The following is an 18,485-nucleotide window of genomic DNA, read 5'->3' as shown; positions in this document are numbered from 1 at the left end:
TCTGACCTAGACTATAGGCGTCAGGCAGATCCTGTTCCCCCTCTCCATGCTCATGTTGTAGAGCTCGGTGCGCGGGATCACTCCGTATATGCAGAGCCCTCCATTGAGCTCGTTGACGACGAAGTAGGTGTCTGCGACGTGAATCGCCATGTTGATGCTCTCCTGGCCGGTCTTTACGACCAGGAGATTGATATCGTTCGTCTCCTTCCACCGGTTGATCAGCCTGTTCGCTATATTCAGAAGCTGCCTGTAGCCGAAGGCGAACTCCATCGCGTCCATGCCGATTATGTTGAGAATAGGCCGGCCACTCCGCTCCCTCAGCTCATCCCATATGCCTAGCAGCTCTCTTCCCCAGGAGACGATATCGTCCCCCTGAGGCTGGACGACACGGACGTTCGTCGGCACGAAGATCTCCCTCGGGCTGAGCTGGTATCCTATCGAGGGGATTATGCATACAGCTCTCCCGTTCTTCAGAGCGTTTGAGGCAAGGGCTGTGAGTATTTGGTAGTAGCGCTTGCCAACCCCATGATTGATCTCCAGGACATTGCAGGATCCGTACCTCAGACCTCCGGTTATCTCATCGAGCTGCGGAATGCCTGTTGATGCGCAATCCTCTGTTGGATCCGGGATTCTCATGTGGTCTCCGCCGATCCTGGCATCGACCTCCTCGACGCAGGGAGTGAAGCACTGAAATCTGCCACCATGAAGCGTTGCTGTGAATGCGCGCTGGAGTATCTCAACGCCGCGGAGCTTCTCAAGCCTGATCTCGCGGGCATATCTGGCCCTCATGCCGTTGTCCCGCACAGCTGCAGACGGGGTTCCGGCGATCCTGAAGAGCTCCATGTAAACAACGCCGTCGACTATGTAGTCGAGCGGCATCAGATTCGCGGACTCGCTGACGAATATAATGTGAATCCCCATGTCCCTCGCGAACTCGCATATGTTCTGCTCGAAGCTCTGCGGCTCTTTTATCATCGGGGAGAGGTAATTCATCAGCGCGTCCCAGCTGTCAAAGACTATGATCGGGCTCTCCATCTCCTCCACATCCTCGAAGAGGACGCGGAAAAAATCCAGCACAGTATCGTATGTCGGTATCCCTCCGGAGATGTCTTTCAGAGTCTGGAGAAGCTTTGATTGCGTTGCATTGATGACATTTCTCGGCGGCACGATCTCCTTTATCCAGGGAAACGTCCTGTAAAGCCTATCAGGGTCGACACGCGTGGAGATGTACATTCCGTTTCTCTTCTCGCACATCTCATTCAGTATCTCAAACGCGAGCGTGGTCTTGCCGGTTCCGGGCAGGCCTTTTATCAGGAGTGTCTGCCCCTCACCGATATCAAAAAACCTGTGTATCTCAGCAGGTATGCGCATGGGTTCCCTCCAACCACCTCTGGTAGCAATTATCATATATATAGTATTACTATTTATACGGTTGTTTGGGCTTCCTCTCAGCACTTGCCCTCTATCGACTGTATCTGCTTTAGAAGCGCAGAGAGCTGATCAGCTCTGACCCTGAATGAGATGGAGACCATACCGCTATCGTCTGGTGGCTTGACGGAGACAGATTCCACCTCACACGGCTCTATATCGCGCTTGCATATCTCTTTTTTGGGAGTGACCGCGCGCCAGAGCTTCGAGGGGCCGACCTCCACGTACTCACACTTGCCCTCGGATCTGAGAACGGAGAGGTATTTTATGACAGTCGTCTTGCTCACCCCTGCCTGCCTGGCAACCTCTACCGTTGTCAGACCGTCCTTGGAGTCCTGAATCGCCTTGAGTATTTTCTCTTTATAGGACATCGCATCCACCATGATCGCGGCGAGCATCCAGTCATCTCGCTCCGGTCAAGCTCATAAATTTTCCTGCCTGTATGGCCTGCTTATTAGAGCGTACATGTGATATGTGCGGGACCAACTAGATAAAATTATTTAGTGAATGACTAGCATGCCAGTCAGCCATCTCAATATCTGCTCTTTGCCCTTTTACCAAAAGCCTCTCCATCAGCTGCAGGGCACGGTTAATCACATCGCATGTCCAAAAAGATCGTGGCTCATGTCCGCGAATCATCGGAGATCTGCTTCGATACCGATCTATGGCGAGCAGTATTCATTTTCATCAACGTATCTTCTGCCCTGCCCAATCAGCTAAACGAGCCTGCGAAAAATAAACGTCCAACCCCTCTCTGCCTCTCTTCTTGCAGAGGGGGCTGGCAGCTCAGACTATCCGCTCTCCTGCACCTGGTCCCCACATCGCGTTATATATCTCCTCGACCTTGAAGAGGACCGCAGCCTTCGCCGGCAGCTTTGGATTCACTCCATGGACCCACTTCACCATCTCCTCGTAGACCGGCCCAGACCTGTGGACCTCGACAGATCCCTTTATCTGGAAGGACTTCTTGGTCTCAGAGTTGTAGCAGACGATTGACATCTTCGGATTTTCCTGAAGGTTTGCCGCGGTCTTTTTGAAGAAGTTGTCAGCGATCAGAAGCCTCTCATCATCGAGTATCTTGAGGAGACCTATGAAAACAACGTTTGGAACACCATTTTTGCTGGCGGTCGCTATCGGCACAGGCTTCTGCTTCTCAAGGGCCTGCTTTACATCCTCTGGCATTTTGGCCATTCAGATCACCATGTTAATCGGAAGAGAACAACATATTTATTTTTTCCTAGGACTGTGCAGTAAAGCGATCGCATGCAAGAAGCATCGTCATGATGGGATCGTGGGCTCGAAGAGCTGAATGGGTCTTCGGGAGCCGAGAGCAACGGGTTACAGAGCGTGAAGGATTTGGCGATGTGGATTTAAATAATTTATACGACCGGGAAGCCGGATCAGGGCTGAGTGTCACGGAACCTCGTGAGCAGGCTCTCGTAGAAGATCCTCTCCCCACCCTCTGTTGTCCTGACAAGCCGGTCGAGTATGAGCTCCGGCGTGGATCTGGCAAGATGATTGTACCTGGGACTCCTGCTGAGCATGAGATTGTTCTCATCATCCAAACCCTCTGCCTCTATCCCGTCCACCCTGACAGCTGTCCTTGAGAACCTGCGAATCTCATCTGCAAGATGGCTCACGAAAAGCGCCACAGAGCCGTTCTCATGGATCATATCGAGTATCGATGCTATTATCCTGGCAGAGGCCCCGGGCTCTGTTATCGCCTCCATCTCGTCCGCGAGCACAAGCTTTTGTTTCTCGGTGGCGACTGCGGAGAGCTTTCTCATCGTGCTCTCGAACGCTCCTGCGCTGAGAGTGCCGCTGCTCTTTGCAAAGAAGTACAGCTCCTCGAAGATCGATATCCTGCACTCGCTCGCAGGGACAGGCAGGCCCATGTGTGCGAGTATCGCTATCTGTGCGATGAGCTCCAGGAGCGATGTCTTGCCGCCGGAGTTCACCCCGCTCAGTATCGCGGCCCTCTCGCTGTGCTCAGAGATCCCGCATGCTCCCAGGCTGTAGCTCACAGGCTCAGGGTTCTCGATGAAGAGATGCCTTCCATCGCGAAATCCTATTCCAGCAGCTTCGATGAGCTCAGGCATTGTGAGATCATATGACAGAGCGAAGCTTCCGATGGCGTAGAGGAAATCGAGCTGCATCAGTCTTTTCATGAGGTCCTCTGCAAGCGCGCCCATGCTCATCAGAGATCTGGCCATCTCTCTTCTCCTGCTCAGCGCATCTGATTCTCGCCTTCTCCTCAGCTCAAGCTCGAGCTGGCGCAGCGCCCTGTGGTTGATCTCGATGGGGTATTTTATCTCCTGGGGTATGATCTCCTCCAGCCATAATGCCTCTCCGCCTCTCAGGCCCAGATCCGCGGCAACCCTCGCCCTTGCATCAGATATCACGGATTTGAAGATGCCCTGCATCTGCATCTCAAACACGTCCCTGATCAGATCCCCCCGACCCAGAGCCCTGAGGAGATCCTGGCCACCGAGGGTAACAGAGCTCGCCTCTATTCGCTGGCGTAGCTCGGTATTGGCCCGGGCGATCGCAGAGTCGATCGCTTGGGGCAATCTTCTTAGAAGATCATCGATGCGTGATATGCTTGATGAATCTGCATCATCGAACAGCCTTCTGAGCGCATCCCTGAGCTTCTCCAGCCCCTCGAACCTCTCGATTTCCCTCTCCTCAAGCAGGGCCGCGAGCTCAATGGCTGCCTCCAGGGCATCTCTGTTGTCTGTGTAGAAGCTCAGGACCGCCTCGGGGGCGATGTACCAGATGTCGAGCCGCTCCGCGATCTCCACTCCGGGAAGCGACGCCCCTGGGTCGCCAAGGACGATCACATGATCGTAGCCGCTGGCTGTATCACGAAGCTCTCCCGGGCTCTCGGCCAGATGAACGTCAAGGAGCCTCTCGAAGCCCATCGATCTCGCCTTTGCGAGCTCCTCTGGGGATCTCGCGACGATCGCCCTTCCTCTTATCCTCTGAGCCTCCCTCCGCCTGAGCGGCTTTATCCTGCGCAGTAGCTCCCTTACGTCGCCGAGCCTCCGGCGGAGATCCACGGAGCGCAGCGAGATCGAGCGCATATCATTTATGAGCTCTGGTGATCCGGATGGGAAAAGAGTGGCTATTCGCATTCTGGCATACGCAGTGTTCGCATGCTCTGCTATTCTGTTCAGGACCGCTCTGTATATCCCCTCAGCCTCATCGGTGGCCAGGAAGGACTCGGGAGAGGCACGGTATCGCAGGCCTCTGGCTGCTCTGACCGTGGCTATGGCCTGGCGCTCGCCGATCGCCGCTCTCAGGTCCTCCATATCCTCATTTGCGACCGCCCTGAGGGCCATCTCCTCGCTCCCGAAATGTGAGACTAGACGCTCCCTCAGGCGGGGCCCGACTCCGGGAATATCCTGCAGTCTCACAGCATCGAGTGGCATGCTTTCTATATATGAAAGTCCTCATGTGATGAGCAGCAGAAGGGTGTGAGATCATGAGCAATCCTGGCACTCCCGGGATAGTCCTGGCCGGATTCGGCTCTGGTGCTGATCTTGTGCGCCGCATGGCTCGGAGCAGGGGATGTGGCTCTGTGATATGCATCGATCACAGCTCCTGCGCTGTATCCATTGGCGATGGACCAGGTGTTCGGAGGCAGGCATCGGAGACGCTGGGCTCTGGAGAGCTGCATGAGCTTCTGGGCAGTGCAGCTGTTCTTTTCATGATATCTGATGGCATGGAGTGGATTCGCGCGTCGCGCCTCGCTGCCAGGATTGCAGAAGCGCATGAGCTCGCTGTCATGCTTTTTATGGTTCCATGTGCGAAGGGTGTCTCACCTGAGTACCGTAGGCTCCGCCACTATGAATGGCTTTTAGGCAGGAGCTCTGCGGTGGTCGTCGACGCTCCCGCAGAGCCGGAAGATGCCGAGCTGCGTCTCGCGAAAATGGTCTCATGCATCTCGAACATGCTGCTCGAGCCATCGATAATAAATCTCGACCTCGCGGATCTCAGGACGGTAGTGCGTTGCGGCACAGAGGCGTGCATCATCTCCGGAACAGGCCTGTCTCCGGAGAGCGCTCTGCGGGATCTTCTCGATAATTCGCTGGTGGATATGAGGAGAGCAAGAGGCTGTCTCCTGCACATCACAGGCGGGGCTGCTCTGACGCTTGGGGATGCGAACCACATAGCGGAGAGCATGACAGGAGCGATCGATCCAGAGGCGAATGTGATATGGGGGATGAGGGTGAAGGGCGATCTGGAGATGATAGATATCACAGCGGTGCTCACGGGGAAAGATATAATGCGCTATTATTGATGGAGCTGGACGATCTGAGGGGCGGATGGGGATGAGCAGGTTGATCTATCAATCACAGCGCGTTGTGCCGAAGGCTGCAGGAGCAGAGGCGACGCAGATCCATCACTCATGCCGAACCGGAGTGGATCAATCTCAGAGGGAGTGAAATAATGGTGAGGTGGGTATGACAGCAGAGCTCGGCGCGCTGGCAGTTTCGCTGATATTGATAGCGGCTCTGATCTACAGCATAAAGCTCTACATTGAGGTCTGAGCCCGCAGGGATTTTACCCGCTCCCTCACCGGAGCGAGTATCTCTATCATGTACTCAGCGCAGGCCCTCTTCAGATCCATCGGATGGAGCGAGCCGCTTACGAAAGAATCCTCGAGCGCTCTGTAGTTCTCGAATGCGACATCGCCGCCGAACTTCGCGGGTCGCCTCACAGTGACCGAATCGACCCTCGGAAATATGTGGTACTTGAATATCTCTGTGATCGGGTTGTTCTCAGTGACCTTTGCGGGGCAGTATGCGGCCATGATCTTCTTCTCTATCTCCTCTGCCGGCTCGTCGACCGCTATGTTGTTTCCCTTCGAGGATGACATCTTCTTTCCATCCAGTCCCGGGATGAGGGGGGTGTGGATGCATACAGGCGCGGGAAATCCCAGCTTCGGCAGCTCCTCCCTCGCGAGCATGTGTATCTTTCTCTGATCCATGCCGCCCACTGCGACATCTATCTTCAGATCGGCTATATCCACAGCCTGCATCAGCGGATATATCATCTGAGAGACCATGGGATTCTCAGCGCTTCTCGATACCTCGTCCATGCTTCTCCTCGCCCTGTTCAGAGTTGTGTTCCTAGCCATCTGGAGGACCTTTATCACATACTCAGGTCTCAGCTGATACTCGGTTCCGTAGACGAACTCCGTTCTCTCCGGGTCGAGTCCCAGAGCGATGAAGCACTCCTTGTTGTAATCGGCGATCCTCCTCACCTCCTCCAGAGATCCCTTCTCGTTTAGGTAGGCGTGAAGATCTGCCAGGAGGACGACCACATCGAATCCTGCCCTCTGCATATCAAGAAGTTTGTTCGCGGTTAGCATGTGGCCGAGATGTATGTTCCCGCTCGTCTCGTAGCCGACATAAGCCCTCGGATGCTCCCTGGCATCAAGCATCTCCTGAAGCTCCTCTAGCGTTACGACCTCCTCAGTGTTCCTTATCACCAGCTCCAGTCGATCCAATGAACTTCACCACCGAGCCGGTGGAAATCAACCCGTATAATGTTTTTGGTACCGTTCGGAGAGCGGATCGCCTCAATGGACGTTCTATCTATGCTCATCTGCACAACCGTGTATGACCTACTGCTCCGAGGAACCGGTTATCCATGCCCTGGCGTAGCTCATGTAGAAATTGAGATCAACAGCAAGTACTGGAATTCGTGAGCCAAAGACCACTGGGTCCTGAAGGAGAGTTCGATGACCCGAGCCAGCGACCCGAAACCTCAAAGGTTACGGCTATGCAGAACTGGGGTTGCTCGAGCTGCTGTGGTGAGACAGACTGTTCAGTTAAAAGTCAAGCTCGAGCTCTTTGAATCGGAGAGGTCGGCAAGGCCGGGTTTATCTCCGTTGGGCACAAGCATATATGTGGAGTTGCCTGCAACCACTACAACACAACCATCCGCTGGAGTTGCGTTGTATCCGTGGGTGACGAGCAGAAATGCCAGATCCAGAGATGTCATGAGGGGGTCATCATAGGAGTAGAGCAGCTCTATGAGTCCGGCATCCACACAGCTCGCTGGAATCAGCAGCATCAGCATCACACATGCAAACACGCTCATACCTCTGTACATCTGTCTCACCGCTCCATTTGTATCGCTTGAATGTATTTAAATCTCACAGAACATGAGATCCGTACTTCACGATATTACAGAACGTACGTAAGTGTTTTCTGCGCTCTTCGCAGCTAGATCGATTTCGCCGATGCAGCATAAATCAATTTCACAAACCTTTTATACCATGCCTGGTGTTTAGCTTTTACGGAGGAAAAACAATGACCGGCGAACCGTTGGCGGTGGACTATTATATCCCGATTATTCTGTTTCTGGTGATGGGCGCCATCGTGCCTATTGTTGCTCTAGCTGCCGTTAAGATCATTTCTCCTCTCAGACCTAACCGGCGTAAGGCGTCAGTGTACGAGGGCGGACTGAAACCCGTCCGCGACCCGAAGATCCGGTTTAATGTTCAGTATTATTTGTTTGCTATCGTCTTCGTGATCTTCGATGTCGAGGTTCTTTTCTTGTATCCATGGATTTACGTCTACGCTTCTGAGTTCATGAAGAGGTTCGTGATCTTCGGCTTCATCAACATGGCAGTAATCGAGATGGTGCTCTTCATCGCGGTACTGGTCGTCGGACTGCTGTATGCGATAAAGAAGGAGGCGTTGCGTTGGGTATAAGCGATGTAATACCTGTACCCGTGGCCATCGATGAGGAGATCGAGAAGTGGACGATCTGGGGTCGGCCGGTGGCGGACGTCTGGTTCACAACCACCGAGAAGATCCATCAGATCATCCAGATGGGCCCGATAAAGAACGTGCTCAACTGGGGCCGCAAGAACTCGCTCTGGTTCCTGATGCAGCCGATGGGCTGCTGTGGCGTGGAGATGCTCGTCTTCGGATGCCCGCACTACGACTGCGACAGGTTCGGGATAATTCCCAGAGCCACACCCAGGCAGGCCGATGTGATGATCATCAGCGGCTACATCACAAGGAAGTACCTTCCGGCCATCAAGAACCTCTGGGAGCAGATGCTAGAGCCCAAGTGGTGCATCGCGGTCGGTGAGTGCGCCATCTCTGGAGGGCCGTTCTACGACTCTTACAACATAATACAGAACACAAGCGACTTCTTCCCGATCGATGTGTATGTTCCTGGATGCCCGCCGAGGCCGGAGCAGTTCATAAAGGGCTTCGTGGAGCTTCAGGAGAAGATCAAGCAACGCAAGGATAAACGGGGCTACTAGGAGGGAGGTCTCTGCTTACGGCTGGCGATGTGTTGAGCGCGATCCAGTCGGCCTTTCCGGGATCGGTTCTTGAGTCGAGGGTCGAGTCTGATCGCCGCCTTTGGATAACAGTCGATCCGAAGAAGCTCGTCGAGATAACGCAGTTCCTCAGGGACAAGAAGGACTTCGATCACTACTCTGGTGCAGCTGGAGTCGACAGGATAAACGAGAACCTCTTCGAGGTCGTCGAGATCCTGACAAGCCACGGGGCGCATCAGGTAGTGGTCATGATGAAGGTCAGGGTTCCCAGAGACAAGCCATCTGTCAGGTCTCTCACGGGCCTATACTGGAATGCGAACTGGTACGAGCGCGAGATCTGGGAGATGTACGGCATAAACTTCGAGGGGCACCCTGAGCTTTATCCGTTGTTGCTGCCGGATGAGCTCGTCGGATACTGGCCCTGGAGGAAGGACTTCAAGGGGTACCCGGATACGACGACAGGCGAGCGTGCGATAGAGCAGGTGGGTCCTGATGGCTACACAGAGTTCAAGATAATGCCCCACCCGGAGATGATAAAGGCGGGCGTGGTGCCCGAGAGGCCGAAGTATCCGACGTTCAGGGAGCGCGAGGAGGCTGAGATAAAGTCCGACTCTGAGATGATCATGCACATGGGTCCGCAGCATGCGATCGTCCCCGGGCCGTTCCTGCTCGATCTCCTCATCGAGGGCGAGAGGGTAAAGAAGGCGTTCCTTGATGTGGGATACATCCACAAGGGCATAGAGAAGATAATGGAGAACAGGACGTACCTGCAGGGCATAGTTTACACTGACAGGATGTGCTACCTCGCGTCGATCACAAACAACGAGGCCTACTGCGGCGCTGTTGAGAGGCTTCTCAACATAACTCCGCCTGAGAGGGCGCAGTACATCAGGGTGATACTCGCAGAGCTTTCAAGGATTCAGAGCCATCTTCTGGGAACAGGCGAGTTCCTGACGCTCCTGGGCGCTGCAACATACTCTCCGTTCCAGTACATGATCATAGACAGGGAGGACCTAGTGTATCTGATGGAGAGCATCACCGGCGCCAGAATCACGCACACCTTCGTTAGGTTTGGTGGTGTGAGAAACGATCTGCCTGATGGATTCGCGGACAAGGCGCGCCCGATCCTGAAGAGGATGAGGGAGAGGACGGAGGAGTACATGGATCTGCTCCACAGCGATCCGATATACACGAGGAGGATGCGCGGGATAGGCGTTCTCTCGCCTGGAGATGCGCGCAGGCTGGGCGTCTCCGGACCGCCGCTGAGGGCATCTGATACGCCATATGATATGCGCAGGGAGGATCCGATTCTGGTCTACCCGGATCTGGACTTCAAGGTCGTTACCAGAAAGGCAGGAGATGCTGAGGCGAGGGTTGAGGTTCGCCTTGAGGAGATCCTGGAGAGCATCCACATCATAGAGCAGTGCCTGGATCAGATCCCCGAGGGGCCGATACAGGAGAAGCTCCCGAAGAAGATCAAGCCAGAGCCTGGAGAGGCATACTACAGGGTCGAGGATCCGCGCGGCGAGATGGGGTTCTACGTCATAAGCGATGGCTCTGAGAAGCCCTACAGGGTGAAGGTAAGGGGTCCTGTTTACGCATACATGCAGGCGCTTCCGCCGCTTCTCGAGGGCGCTTACGTTGCTGATGTGGTCGCAATAGCAGGCAGCATGGACGCATGCACAAGCGAGGTGGACCGCTAAGGGGGTTTCGAGTTGTATTTATCGACAATCATAGAGGCCGTATCTGCCTGGGCCGCCCAGGAGCCCAAGATATACGCTCTGGCCATTGGCCTAATAGGAGCAGCCATAATCTCTGCGGTGATCAATATCGGCGCAATGGCAGTGGTCTGGCTCGAGAGGAAGTTCCTGGGCGATATCCAGGCCAGATTCGGTCCCAACAGGGTTGGCAGCAGGTGGGGTCTGCTCCAGCTGGGCGCTGATGCGATAAAGCTCTTCACAAAGGAGGACAGCATACCCAGAGGCGCGGACAAGCCTGTCTATGTCTGGGCGCCGATAATAGCGAGCATAACAACGATGCTTGTGGCGGCCGCAATACCGTTCGGCGCTCTGAGGATCGACGGGAAGGATTACCCTCTGGTCGTCGCGAACATGGACATCAGCGCGTTCTATGTCGAGGCAGCGCTATCTATAATGACGATCGCGGTCTTCATGGCCGGGTTCAGCTCAAACAACAAGTACTCGATGCTGGGCGCGTTCAGAGGAATCGCGAGAATGATCGCATACGAGGTTCCGATGGGCGTCTGCGTCATAGCGGTTGCTCTGATGGCCCACAGCCTCAACCTGGTGGAGATCGTGGAGAGCCAGACGCTGTGGTATGCGTTCGCCCAGCCGCTCGGGTTCATAGTGTTCACAATAGCTCTTGTGACAGATCTCGGCAGGATACCCTTCGACCAGAGCGAGGCTGAGGAGGAGATCATTGCTGGCTACACAACAGAGTACGGCGGCATAAGGTGGGGCCTCCTGTACTTCCAGGAGTACATCAACATGCTCCTCGGCTCGATACTGCTGGTGCTCCTCTTCCTCGGCGGCTGGAAGGGCCCGAGCATACCTCTGATAACAGTGCTCTCTCCGATGGTCTGGTTCCTGATGAAGGTTCTGATAGTTCTGATCTTCCTGATCTGGGTCAGGGGTTCGCTTGTGCGATTCAGAATCGATCAGGTCACGGATCTGGGATGGAAGTGGATGCTTCCGCTCTCGCTGGTAAACCTGGCGTGGGCAGCGTTTGTGGGTCTTTACTTCGCATGAGGTGATCCGGGATGGTGCTCAAGTCGTTGAAGTACACTCTGAAGACAGCGCTCACCACAACAGAGGTCACCAGGCTGTATCCAGAGGTCATGATGGAGCTGCCCGCCAACGAAAGGGGCATACACGAGCTCGACGCCACGACATGCATAGGCTGCGGCTCCTGCGCCAGGGTCTGCCCGAACAGCTGCATAGAGCTTGTTCCATACAAATACGGCAATCCGCTGAAGAACAGGAAGATGCTCTTTCCGCAGATAGATTACGGAAGGTGCACATTCTGCGGCCTGTGCGTTGACGAGTGCCCTGTCTCCTGCCTGAAGATGGGAAAGAGGACTGAGATCGCTGGCTGGGATAGGAAGGACATAGTCTACGGGCCTGACAGGATCGCGGTGAAGAAGTTCTCCGACAAGGAGGTCGCAGAGCTGGAGGCTGAGGCGAAGCGGCAGGCCGAGGAGAAGAAGAAGGCTGCTGCGGCAGCAGCAAAGGAGAAGGCAGCAAAGGCCAAGGGAAAGGAGAACAAAGGAAAGGCGAAGCCGGCCGAGGGTGGTGAGGCCTGATGGAGAAGGATTCTGTGAAGTACGTCAAGTATCTCTTCGAGCTGATCCTGCTTCTGATCGCTCTGGGAGTGATATTCGGAGCGCTTGCGTACGTCGTGTACATCTCCCCGTGGAGCTGGAGGATGCTGGAGAAGATCTATGATATCAGGTTCCTCATAGAGCTCGGCGTCTTCGCAACCCTATCGGTTCTGATCCTCGGGCTCGCGGTGCTGACGGTCTACTCCAGAAACATAGTGCACAGCGCCCTGTACCTCATAGGAAGCTTCGCCGGTGTCGCGGCCCTGTACATATCGCTTAACGCACCCTTCCTGGGTGTCGCACAGGTTCTGGTCTACATCGGCGCAGTGGGCGTGCTGATACTCTTCGCCGTGATGCTCACAAGACGCACGATAATGGAGGAGTCCCATGGTTAAAGCGAAGACTACGATACTCCTGGTGATCTTCCTGGCGGCACTGATCGCATCGATATCAGTGACACCATGGGAGTACGGAGAGATGAAGAAGCAGTACAGCTTCCAGCCGGCCAAGGAGGGTGTCAGAATGCCGGAAAGCGGCATCGGGGATGTAGGGGCGGAGCTGTTCACGGTCTACATGTTCCCGTTTGAGCTGCTCTCCCTGGTCCTCCTGGCAGCCCTGATCGGAGCGATATACATAGCAAGAAAGGAGATGGCCTGAGTTGGGAGAGATGAGAAGGAGGGAGAGATACGATCCCGCTTGAGTTATACATTATGCTTGCCGCCGTCATGTTCTCCATAGGTCTCTACGGTCTGGCGACACAGAGGAACGGCGTCAAGCTGATGATGTGCGTTGAGCTCATGCTCAACAGCGCCAACATAAATCTGGTGGCCTTCTCAGCCTACCAGCCGAACGTGAGCGGCCAGGTCTTCGCTCTGTTCTCGATAGCCTTGGCCGCGGCTGAGGCCGGTATAGGGCTTGCCATACTGATAACCCTGTACAGGCTGTACGGAACCATTGATCTCGACAACATAAACGCTCTGAGGTGGTGACGTTGTACGCCGATTACGCTTATCTGATCGTGGGGCTGCCGGTGCTGGCATTCATTCTCACGATCTTCTTCGGTTGGCATCTGCCGAGGGGCGGAGGATTTCTCACAGTGCTGGCGACATTCACAGGGTTCCTCATATCTGCGGGAATATTCCTGGAGACGTTCCCTGAAAAGGTCGTCCATCAGTCGATGCACTGGTTTGCGACACTGAATGTTGGAATACTGATAGATCCTCTGGCCATTGTGATGCTGCTGATGGTCACATTCGTCTGCACACTGATACACACATATGCGCTGGGGTACATGAACGGCGATCCGGGCATGGCGAGGTACTTCGCTGAGGCAGGCCTATTCACGGCGGCCATGCTCGGCCTGGTCTACTCCGATAACCTGCTGCAGCTCTTCATATTCTGGGAGCTTGTCGGTCTCTGCTCGTACCTGCTGATCGGATTCTGGTACAGGAAGCCATCTGCTGCATCAGCTGCGAAGAAGGCGTTCCTGACTACAAGAGTCGGCGACGTGATGTTCCTCGCTGGGATAATCCTGCTGTACAACAACATGGCGAAGCTGGGGCTCCCAGAGGGCACATACCTGCTCCAGTTCCCGGTGATCTACGAGAACCTAACAAAGATCGATCCGACGCAGCTCACACTGGTATCGCTGCTGCTCCTTGGAGGTGCTGCTGGCAAGTCAGGCCAGTTCCCCCTGGATATCTGGCTCCCGGATGCGATGGAGGGCCCGACAACAGTCTCTGCGATGATCCATGCTGCGACGATGGTCACAGCCGGCGTCTACCTGGTCGCCAGGATGTTCCCGTTATTCTACGCGGCTCCCTACGGATTGCTGGCCGTCGCATACGTCGGAGGGTTCACAGCGCTATACGCCGCGACGATGGGCCTTGCAGCATTTGACATCAAGAGAGTCCTTGCGTTCTCGACGGTCAGCCAGCTGGGCTACATGATGCTGGCACTCGGCGTTGGATCTGTCGTGGGCGCAGCAGCAGTCGGAGTCTCGATGTTCCATCTGATAGGCCACTCGTTCTTCAAGGCGCTCCTCTTCCTCTGCGCCGGCTCGGTCATACACGCGGTCGCGACGAACGACCTGCGCGAGATGGGCGGCGTCGGGAGGTACATGAGGTGGACCGCCGGGACGATGGCAATTGGTGGCCTCGCTCTGGCAGGCTTCCCCGGAACAACGGGATTCTTCTCAAAGGACGAGATTCTGGTAACGGCCTGGGAGTACGGGGCGATGACTCATGACTATCTGCCTTACCTCTTCGGCATAGTGGCAGCACTGCTCACCGCGTTCTACACATTCAGGATGTGGTTCCTGACGTTCACGGGAGAGCCGCGCTCTGATTACCACAAGCATGAGTCCCCGTGGATCATGCTCGGGCCGCTCGTGATTCTTGCGATACTAGCGCTCTTCTTCGGCATGCCTGCCCAGGAGAGGTTCTACGAAACAGTCGGCAACAACTTCGCCCACTACGGAGTCGACTTCGAGGAGCTCGCGCCGATCGGCGGGCATGCTGTGGAGCATGGTGGAGAGCACGGAGAGGAGACGGCTGTGCACGAGCCGTTCATAATCAAGATCCTCCCGATACTGGTGGGGATTGGCGGCATACTCCTGGCTCTGCTCTTCTACTCGCCGTGGAAGAAGCTTGATATCAGGAAGTTCGTCGGGGAGAAGGATCTGTTGAGGACGATACTGGTCAAGAGATATTACCAGCATGAGATATTCACAGCATGGTTCGCTGAGACTGTAGTCTACGGAATATCGCTGATAGCGAACATATTCGACATAAGGATCGTCGATGGGGTGCTGAACAAGATCAGTGAGACCACACTAGGGTTTGCAAACTCCATAAGAAGGGTGCAGACAGGAGTCATACAGAACTACATCACAGCACTGGTCTTCGGGATCGTGGTGCTTGTGATTGTGATCAAGCTGGCGATGGAGGTGGGCCTGTGATCTCAAACGCTATATCCATAATGATAGCGGTGCCGCTGATAGGCGCGGTGCTGGCGTTCATGACGAGAAGCAGGGGGCAGGCCCGGCTGGTTGCCCTGATAGCCTCACTGGTTCCGCTGGCCCTGGCGCTTCAGATGTACACCGAGTTCGATAAGTCCTCGAAGCTTATGCAGTTCGTCGAGAGCTACGACTGGGTGCCATCGATAGGCGTCAGGTACACAGTCGGCGTCGACTGCATAAGCTTCCCGCTGGTGCTGCTCACCGCCATAGTCTCTGTGCTGGTGGTGATATACGCGTGGGGCGAGAACCACAGGCCCAACCAGTTCTTCGCGCTGCTCCTCCTGAACGAGGTTGGAGTTCTCGGAGTCTTCACGGCCCTGGACTTCTTCCTGTTCTACATATTCTGGGAGATCGTGCTGATACCGATGTTCTTCCTGATCGGCATCTGGGGCGGGCCGAGAAAGGACTACTCAGCGATCAAGTTCTTCATCTACACGCACGTAGCGAGCCTGGTGATGCTTCTCGCGATCTTCGCGCTGTACTTCACCTACAGGCTGCCCGATGGGTCCAGGACATTCGATATGCTGACCCTGCTCCAGGCGACATCCGACAAGGCGATATTCCCGCCGGGGCTGATCAACGCGATATTCGCGGGGCTTCTCTTCGGCTTCCTGGTGAAGATGCCCGCGTTCCCGTTCCACACATGGCTCCCGGATGCGCACGTCGAGGCTCCGACAGCAGGCTCTGTTGTTCTGGCAGCTCTGCTGCTCAAGATGGGCGGCTACGGTATATTCAGGGTCATACTCCCAATGCTTCCGCATGTTGACAAGGCGTTCGTCACAGTGATCGCTGTAATAGGGGTTCTGAGCATAATCTACGGAGCGTTCCTGGCTCTGGCGCAGAAGGACATCAAGAAGCTCGTCGCTTACTCATCGATCAGCCACATGGGATTCGTCACTCTGGGCGCAGTGGCGTTCACGTGGCTCTCGGTACAGGGTGCGATGTTCCAGCAGTTCTCCCACGGGATCATAACGTGCGCCCTGTTCATGTCCGCGGGAACGATACAGCACTCTGTTGGTACGAGGATAATATCAGAGCTCGGAGGGCTTGCCGACAGGATGCCGAAGTTCGCATCGCTCATGCTCGCAGCCTTCCTGGCGTCTCTCGGCCTCCCGGGGATGAGCGGGTTCGTCGCTGAGTTCATGGTCCTGACAGGATCATACGCGACGTTCCCAATGTACACACTGCTGGTGGTCTTCACAAGCGTCGGCGTGACAGCGGGTTACCACCTCTGGGCGTGCCAGAAGGTGCTCTTCGGCCCGATACTGAAGAAGTATCTGGAGATACACGATCCGCATGCGTACGAGATACTCGCGATGAGCGCGATCGTCTTCCTGACGCTGCTCTTCGGCCTGCAGCCAGCGCTGATCACGGACATGATGGGGACTGCAGCGCACCAGGTGATGGAGCCTGTTGTGACCCTCTCGCAGATGGGGGTGATCTGAGGTGGATCTTGGACACTACGCCCCGCTCGGGGCAGAGGCTTTGATTACAGCGGTTTCGCTGCTGGTCGTGCTTATCGGACTGTTATCCAAAGGAAAAAGCTCGCTTCCAGGATACCTTAGCCTGGCGGCGCTCGTCGTGGCCATGGGGTTGGTATTCACCGCTGAGACCGGGACGGTCTTCTTCTACGATTCGCTCAGGGTAGATGGATTCTCCCAGTTCTTCAAGGCCGTCTTCATACTGGTCTCGCTGCTCGTTGTGATCGCCTCCCTTACGCGCTACAACGGCCGGCCGGGCGGGGACGAGTACTTCGCCCTGCTCCTGATGGCGACTGTGGGCATGATGGTCGTCTCGAGCGCCATAGATCTCGTCTCGCTCTTCATAGGCTTCGAGCTGGCGAGCCTGTCAACATACGCGATGGCAGCCTTCGACAAGACGAAGAAGAACCTGGAGGCCGCGATGAAGTACTTCCTGTACGGCGCGGCCTCATCAGCCTTCATGCTCTTCGGCTTCTCGATGCTATACGGCATGACCGGGAGCACGAAGATAGCGGAGATCGCCTCGGCTTCGCTCGCGGCGTTCAACCCGGCGATACTGATCGCGCTGATCTTCGTCATCGTCGGGTTCGCGTTCAAGATGGCGCTGGTGCCGTTCCACATGTGGGCCCCCGATACATACGAGGGCGCGCCTGCGCTGGTCTCGGCGCTACTCGCCGCGGGCTCGAAGAAGATGGGGTTCGCGGCCGCGTTCAGGGTGATACTGATCGCGCTGCTCGCACTCAAGCTCGAGTGGTACATGGCGTTCGCGATACTCGCGGCCGTGACGATGACCGTGGGCAACCTGATCGCGTGCTGGCAGAACAACGTCAGGAGGATCCTGGCATACTCGAGCATCGCGCAGGCAGGGTACATATCGATAGCGTTCGTCGTGCTCGGGGTTGCATCTGAGGGGATGACTGGGCCGAACAACCTGCCCCTGAACCAGTATGCGCTCGCAGGAGGTCTTCTTCTGATCCTGGGCCACGCGATCATGAAGACCGGCGCCTTCATAGGCACCGCGCAGGTGGCCTCGATCGCGAAGAACTCTGAGGATCCTGATGACATATCGAACTACGCGGGCCTGGGAAGGAGAGCGCCGGTAACGGCATTCTGCATGACCATCTTCATGTTCGCGCTCGCGGGGATACCGCCGACGGCAGGCTACTTCGGCAAGTTCGTGGTATTCGGGTCCGCGATATACGGCGGGCTTGTCTGGCTCGCTGTTCTCGCGATACTGAACAGCGCGCTCTCGCTCTACTACTACCTGCGCATAGTGAGCTACATGTACCTCAGGGAGCCAGCCGGGCCGAGGATATCTGAGTCGAAGGGCTACGTCTTCTCGTTGCTTCTGGCCCTTATCGGAACCTTCTGGATCGGCGTTCTCCCACAGGGGTTCTTCAACTGGGCGATGCAGGCGGCAGCTGCGCTGCTGCCGTAGCTTTTTTTACCAGCTATCCGCGTAATTTCAGAGGCCTGATCGGGATCACGCGATGATGTTCCCGGCAGATCTTGGCAAAAATCTGATTTCAGTTCTTGATGGCAAAAAAATGGAGCTCTGGGAACGAATGCGCATATTTAAAAGTAAAAGGGGATGATAGACCCATAAGGAGGCAATCCATTGTAATCTATCAAGGCTTTGTTGGCGCATCTGATAAATATCATTTTCGGGATGATTTTGGGACATGTCCTGATAAAGATGGTGTGTCTCCGACATCCAAATGCATGAAGGCCAGAATTTCTTGATCAGGCTCTTATTCGGACAGGTCCTGATTTTGGACCTAAAATGTGATGTAACAAATGTATAAATCATAGCTAAAGACGTATCAAGTGGATCCGATGAGCCTGATGAATTTGATTCAGGGGAGGGTGAGAAGAAAATTAGAACTTCTAGTTCAGCTGAGATCACAG

At 55.4% G+C, this 18,485-nt stretch carries 18 protein-coding genes; 12 read left to right on the top strand and 6 right to left on the bottom strand.

Going from position 1 to position 18,485, the window contains the following annotated elements; all coding sequences use genetic code 11:
• Positions 1–6: 6 nt before the first annotated feature.
• The 4 genes from gvpD to NQU42_RS06435 form a co-directional block, all read right to left on the bottom strand.
• Positions 7–1,371 carry a gas vesicle protein GvpD P-loop domain-containing protein gene (gvpD, locus tag NQU42_RS06450; protein ID WP_296610005.1) on the bottom strand — a complete coding sequence of 455 codons (1,365 nt, stop codon included), beginning with the start codon at positions 1,369–1,371 and terminating at the stop codon, positions 7–9.
• 77 nt (positions 1,372–1,448) lie between these two features.
• Complete coding sequence (locus NQU42_RS06445; RefSeq protein ID WP_296610001.1) at positions 1,449–1,799, bottom strand: winged helix-turn-helix transcriptional regulator; 351 nt, start codon at positions 1,797–1,799, stop codon at positions 1,449–1,451.
• Between the two features lie 415 nt (positions 1,800–2,214).
• Positions 2,215–2,619, bottom strand: a complete 405-nt coding sequence (locus tag NQU42_RS06440; protein WP_296610000.1) for a pyridoxamine 5'-phosphate oxidase family protein — start codon at positions 2,617–2,619, stop codon at positions 2,215–2,217.
• 209 nt (positions 2,620–2,828) lie between these two features.
• The gene (locus tag NQU42_RS06435) at positions 2,829–4,844 is read right to left on the bottom strand and encodes a DNA mismatch repair protein MutS (RefSeq protein ID WP_296609999.1); all 2,016 of its coding nucleotides are present in this window, start codon (positions 4,842–4,844) and stop codon (positions 2,829–2,831) included.
• 68 nt (positions 4,845–4,912) lie between these two features.
• Between NQU42_RS06435 and NQU42_RS06430 the strand changes: the two genes are divergently transcribed.
• Complete coding sequence (locus NQU42_RS06430; protein ID WP_296609997.1) at positions 4,913–5,731, top strand: hypothetical protein; 819 nt, start codon at positions 4,913–4,915, stop codon at positions 5,729–5,731.
• 234 nt (positions 5,732–5,965) lie between these two features.
• On the opposite strand, the gene NQU42_RS06425 is transcribed toward NQU42_RS06430, so the two are convergent.
• Positions 5,966–6,943, bottom strand: coding sequence for a tyrosine--tRNA ligase (locus tag NQU42_RS06425; protein ID WP_296609996.1), 978 nt, complete (start codon positions 6,941–6,943; stop codon positions 5,966–5,968).
• Between the two features lie 320 nt (positions 6,944–7,263).
• Positions 7,264–7,551 carry a hypothetical protein gene (locus NQU42_RS06420; RefSeq protein ID WP_296610009.1) on the bottom strand — a complete coding sequence of 96 codons (288 nt, stop codon included), beginning with the start codon at positions 7,549–7,551 and terminating at the stop codon, positions 7,264–7,266.
• 200 nt (positions 7,552–7,751) lie between these two features.
• Here NQU42_RS06420 and ndhC point away from each other — a divergent pair, with 200 nt between their 5' ends.
• From ndhC to NQU42_RS06365, 11 genes are read left to right on the top strand one after another with little or no spacing between them, the layout of a single operon-like run.
• Entirely contained in the window at positions 7,752–8,156 is a 405-nt protein-coding gene (ndhC, locus tag NQU42_RS06415) for an NADH-quinone oxidoreductase subunit A (protein ID WP_011696227.1), read from the top strand.
• Complete coding sequence (nuoB, locus tag NQU42_RS06410; protein WP_296609993.1) at positions 8,147–8,719, top strand: NADH-quinone oxidoreductase subunit NuoB; 573 nt, start codon at positions 8,147–8,149, stop codon at positions 8,717–8,719. The genes ndhC and nuoB overlap by 10 nt, the downstream gene beginning before the upstream one ends.
• A 29-nt stretch (positions 8,720–8,748) precedes the next feature.
• Positions 8,749–10,440 carry a F420H2 dehydrogenase subunit FpoD gene (gene fpoD / locus NQU42_RS06405; protein ID WP_296609992.1) on the top strand — a complete coding sequence of 564 codons (1,692 nt, stop codon included), beginning with the start codon at positions 8,749–8,751 and terminating at the stop codon, positions 10,438–10,440.
• Positions 10,441–10,452: 12 nt separating this feature from the next.
• The gene (gene fpoH / locus NQU42_RS06400; RefSeq protein ID WP_296609990.1) at positions 10,453–11,505 is read left to right on the top strand and encodes a F420H2 dehydrogenase subunit FpoH; all 1,053 of its coding nucleotides are present in this window, start codon (positions 10,453–10,455) and stop codon (positions 11,503–11,505) included.
• An 11-nt stretch (positions 11,506–11,516) separates the two neighbouring features.
• A complete protein-coding gene (locus NQU42_RS06395; protein WP_296609989.1) occupies positions 11,517–12,059 on the top strand; it encodes an NADH-quinone oxidoreductase subunit I in 543 nt (180 codons plus the stop codon).
• Entirely contained in the window at positions 12,059–12,472 is a 414-nt protein-coding gene (locus tag NQU42_RS06390) for an NADH-quinone oxidoreductase subunit J (protein WP_296609987.1), read from the top strand. Before NQU42_RS06395 ends, NQU42_RS06390 begins: the two co-directional genes overlap by 1 nt.
• Positions 12,465–12,734, top strand: coding sequence for an NADH-quinone oxidoreductase subunit J (locus NQU42_RS06385; RefSeq protein ID WP_296609986.1), 270 nt, complete (start codon positions 12,465–12,467; stop codon positions 12,732–12,734). Before NQU42_RS06390 ends, NQU42_RS06385 begins: the two co-directional genes overlap by 8 nt.
• A gap of 32 nt (positions 12,735–12,766) precedes the next feature.
• Entirely contained in the window at positions 12,767–13,066 is a 300-nt protein-coding gene (gene fpoK / locus NQU42_RS06380) for a F420H2 dehydrogenase subunit FpoK (RefSeq protein ID WP_268741208.1), read from the top strand.
• Between the two features lie 2 nt (positions 13,067–13,068).
• The gene (gene nuoL, locus NQU42_RS06375; RefSeq protein WP_366070224.1) at positions 13,069–15,036 is read left to right on the top strand and encodes an NADH-quinone oxidoreductase subunit L; all 1,968 of its coding nucleotides are present in this window, start codon (positions 13,069–13,071) and stop codon (positions 15,034–15,036) included.
• Positions 15,033–16,541, top strand: a complete 1,509-nt coding sequence (locus tag NQU42_RS06370) for an NADH-quinone oxidoreductase subunit M (RefSeq protein WP_296609984.1) — start codon at positions 15,033–15,035, stop codon at positions 16,539–16,541. Before nuoL ends, NQU42_RS06370 begins: the two co-directional genes overlap by 4 nt.
• A gap of 1 nt (position 16,542) precedes the next feature.
• Positions 16,543–18,015, top strand: coding sequence for an NADH-quinone oxidoreductase subunit N (locus NQU42_RS06365; protein WP_296609982.1), 1,473 nt, complete (start codon positions 16,543–16,545; stop codon positions 18,013–18,015).
• Positions 18,016–18,485 lie beyond the last annotated feature (470 nt).

Source organism: Methanothrix sp. (assembly GCF_024518575.1).
Taxonomy (GTDB): Archaea; Halobacteriota; Methanosarcinia; order Methanotrichales; family Methanotrichaceae; genus Methanothrix_B.
This window is presented reverse-complemented; position numbering and strand designations above follow the sequence as displayed.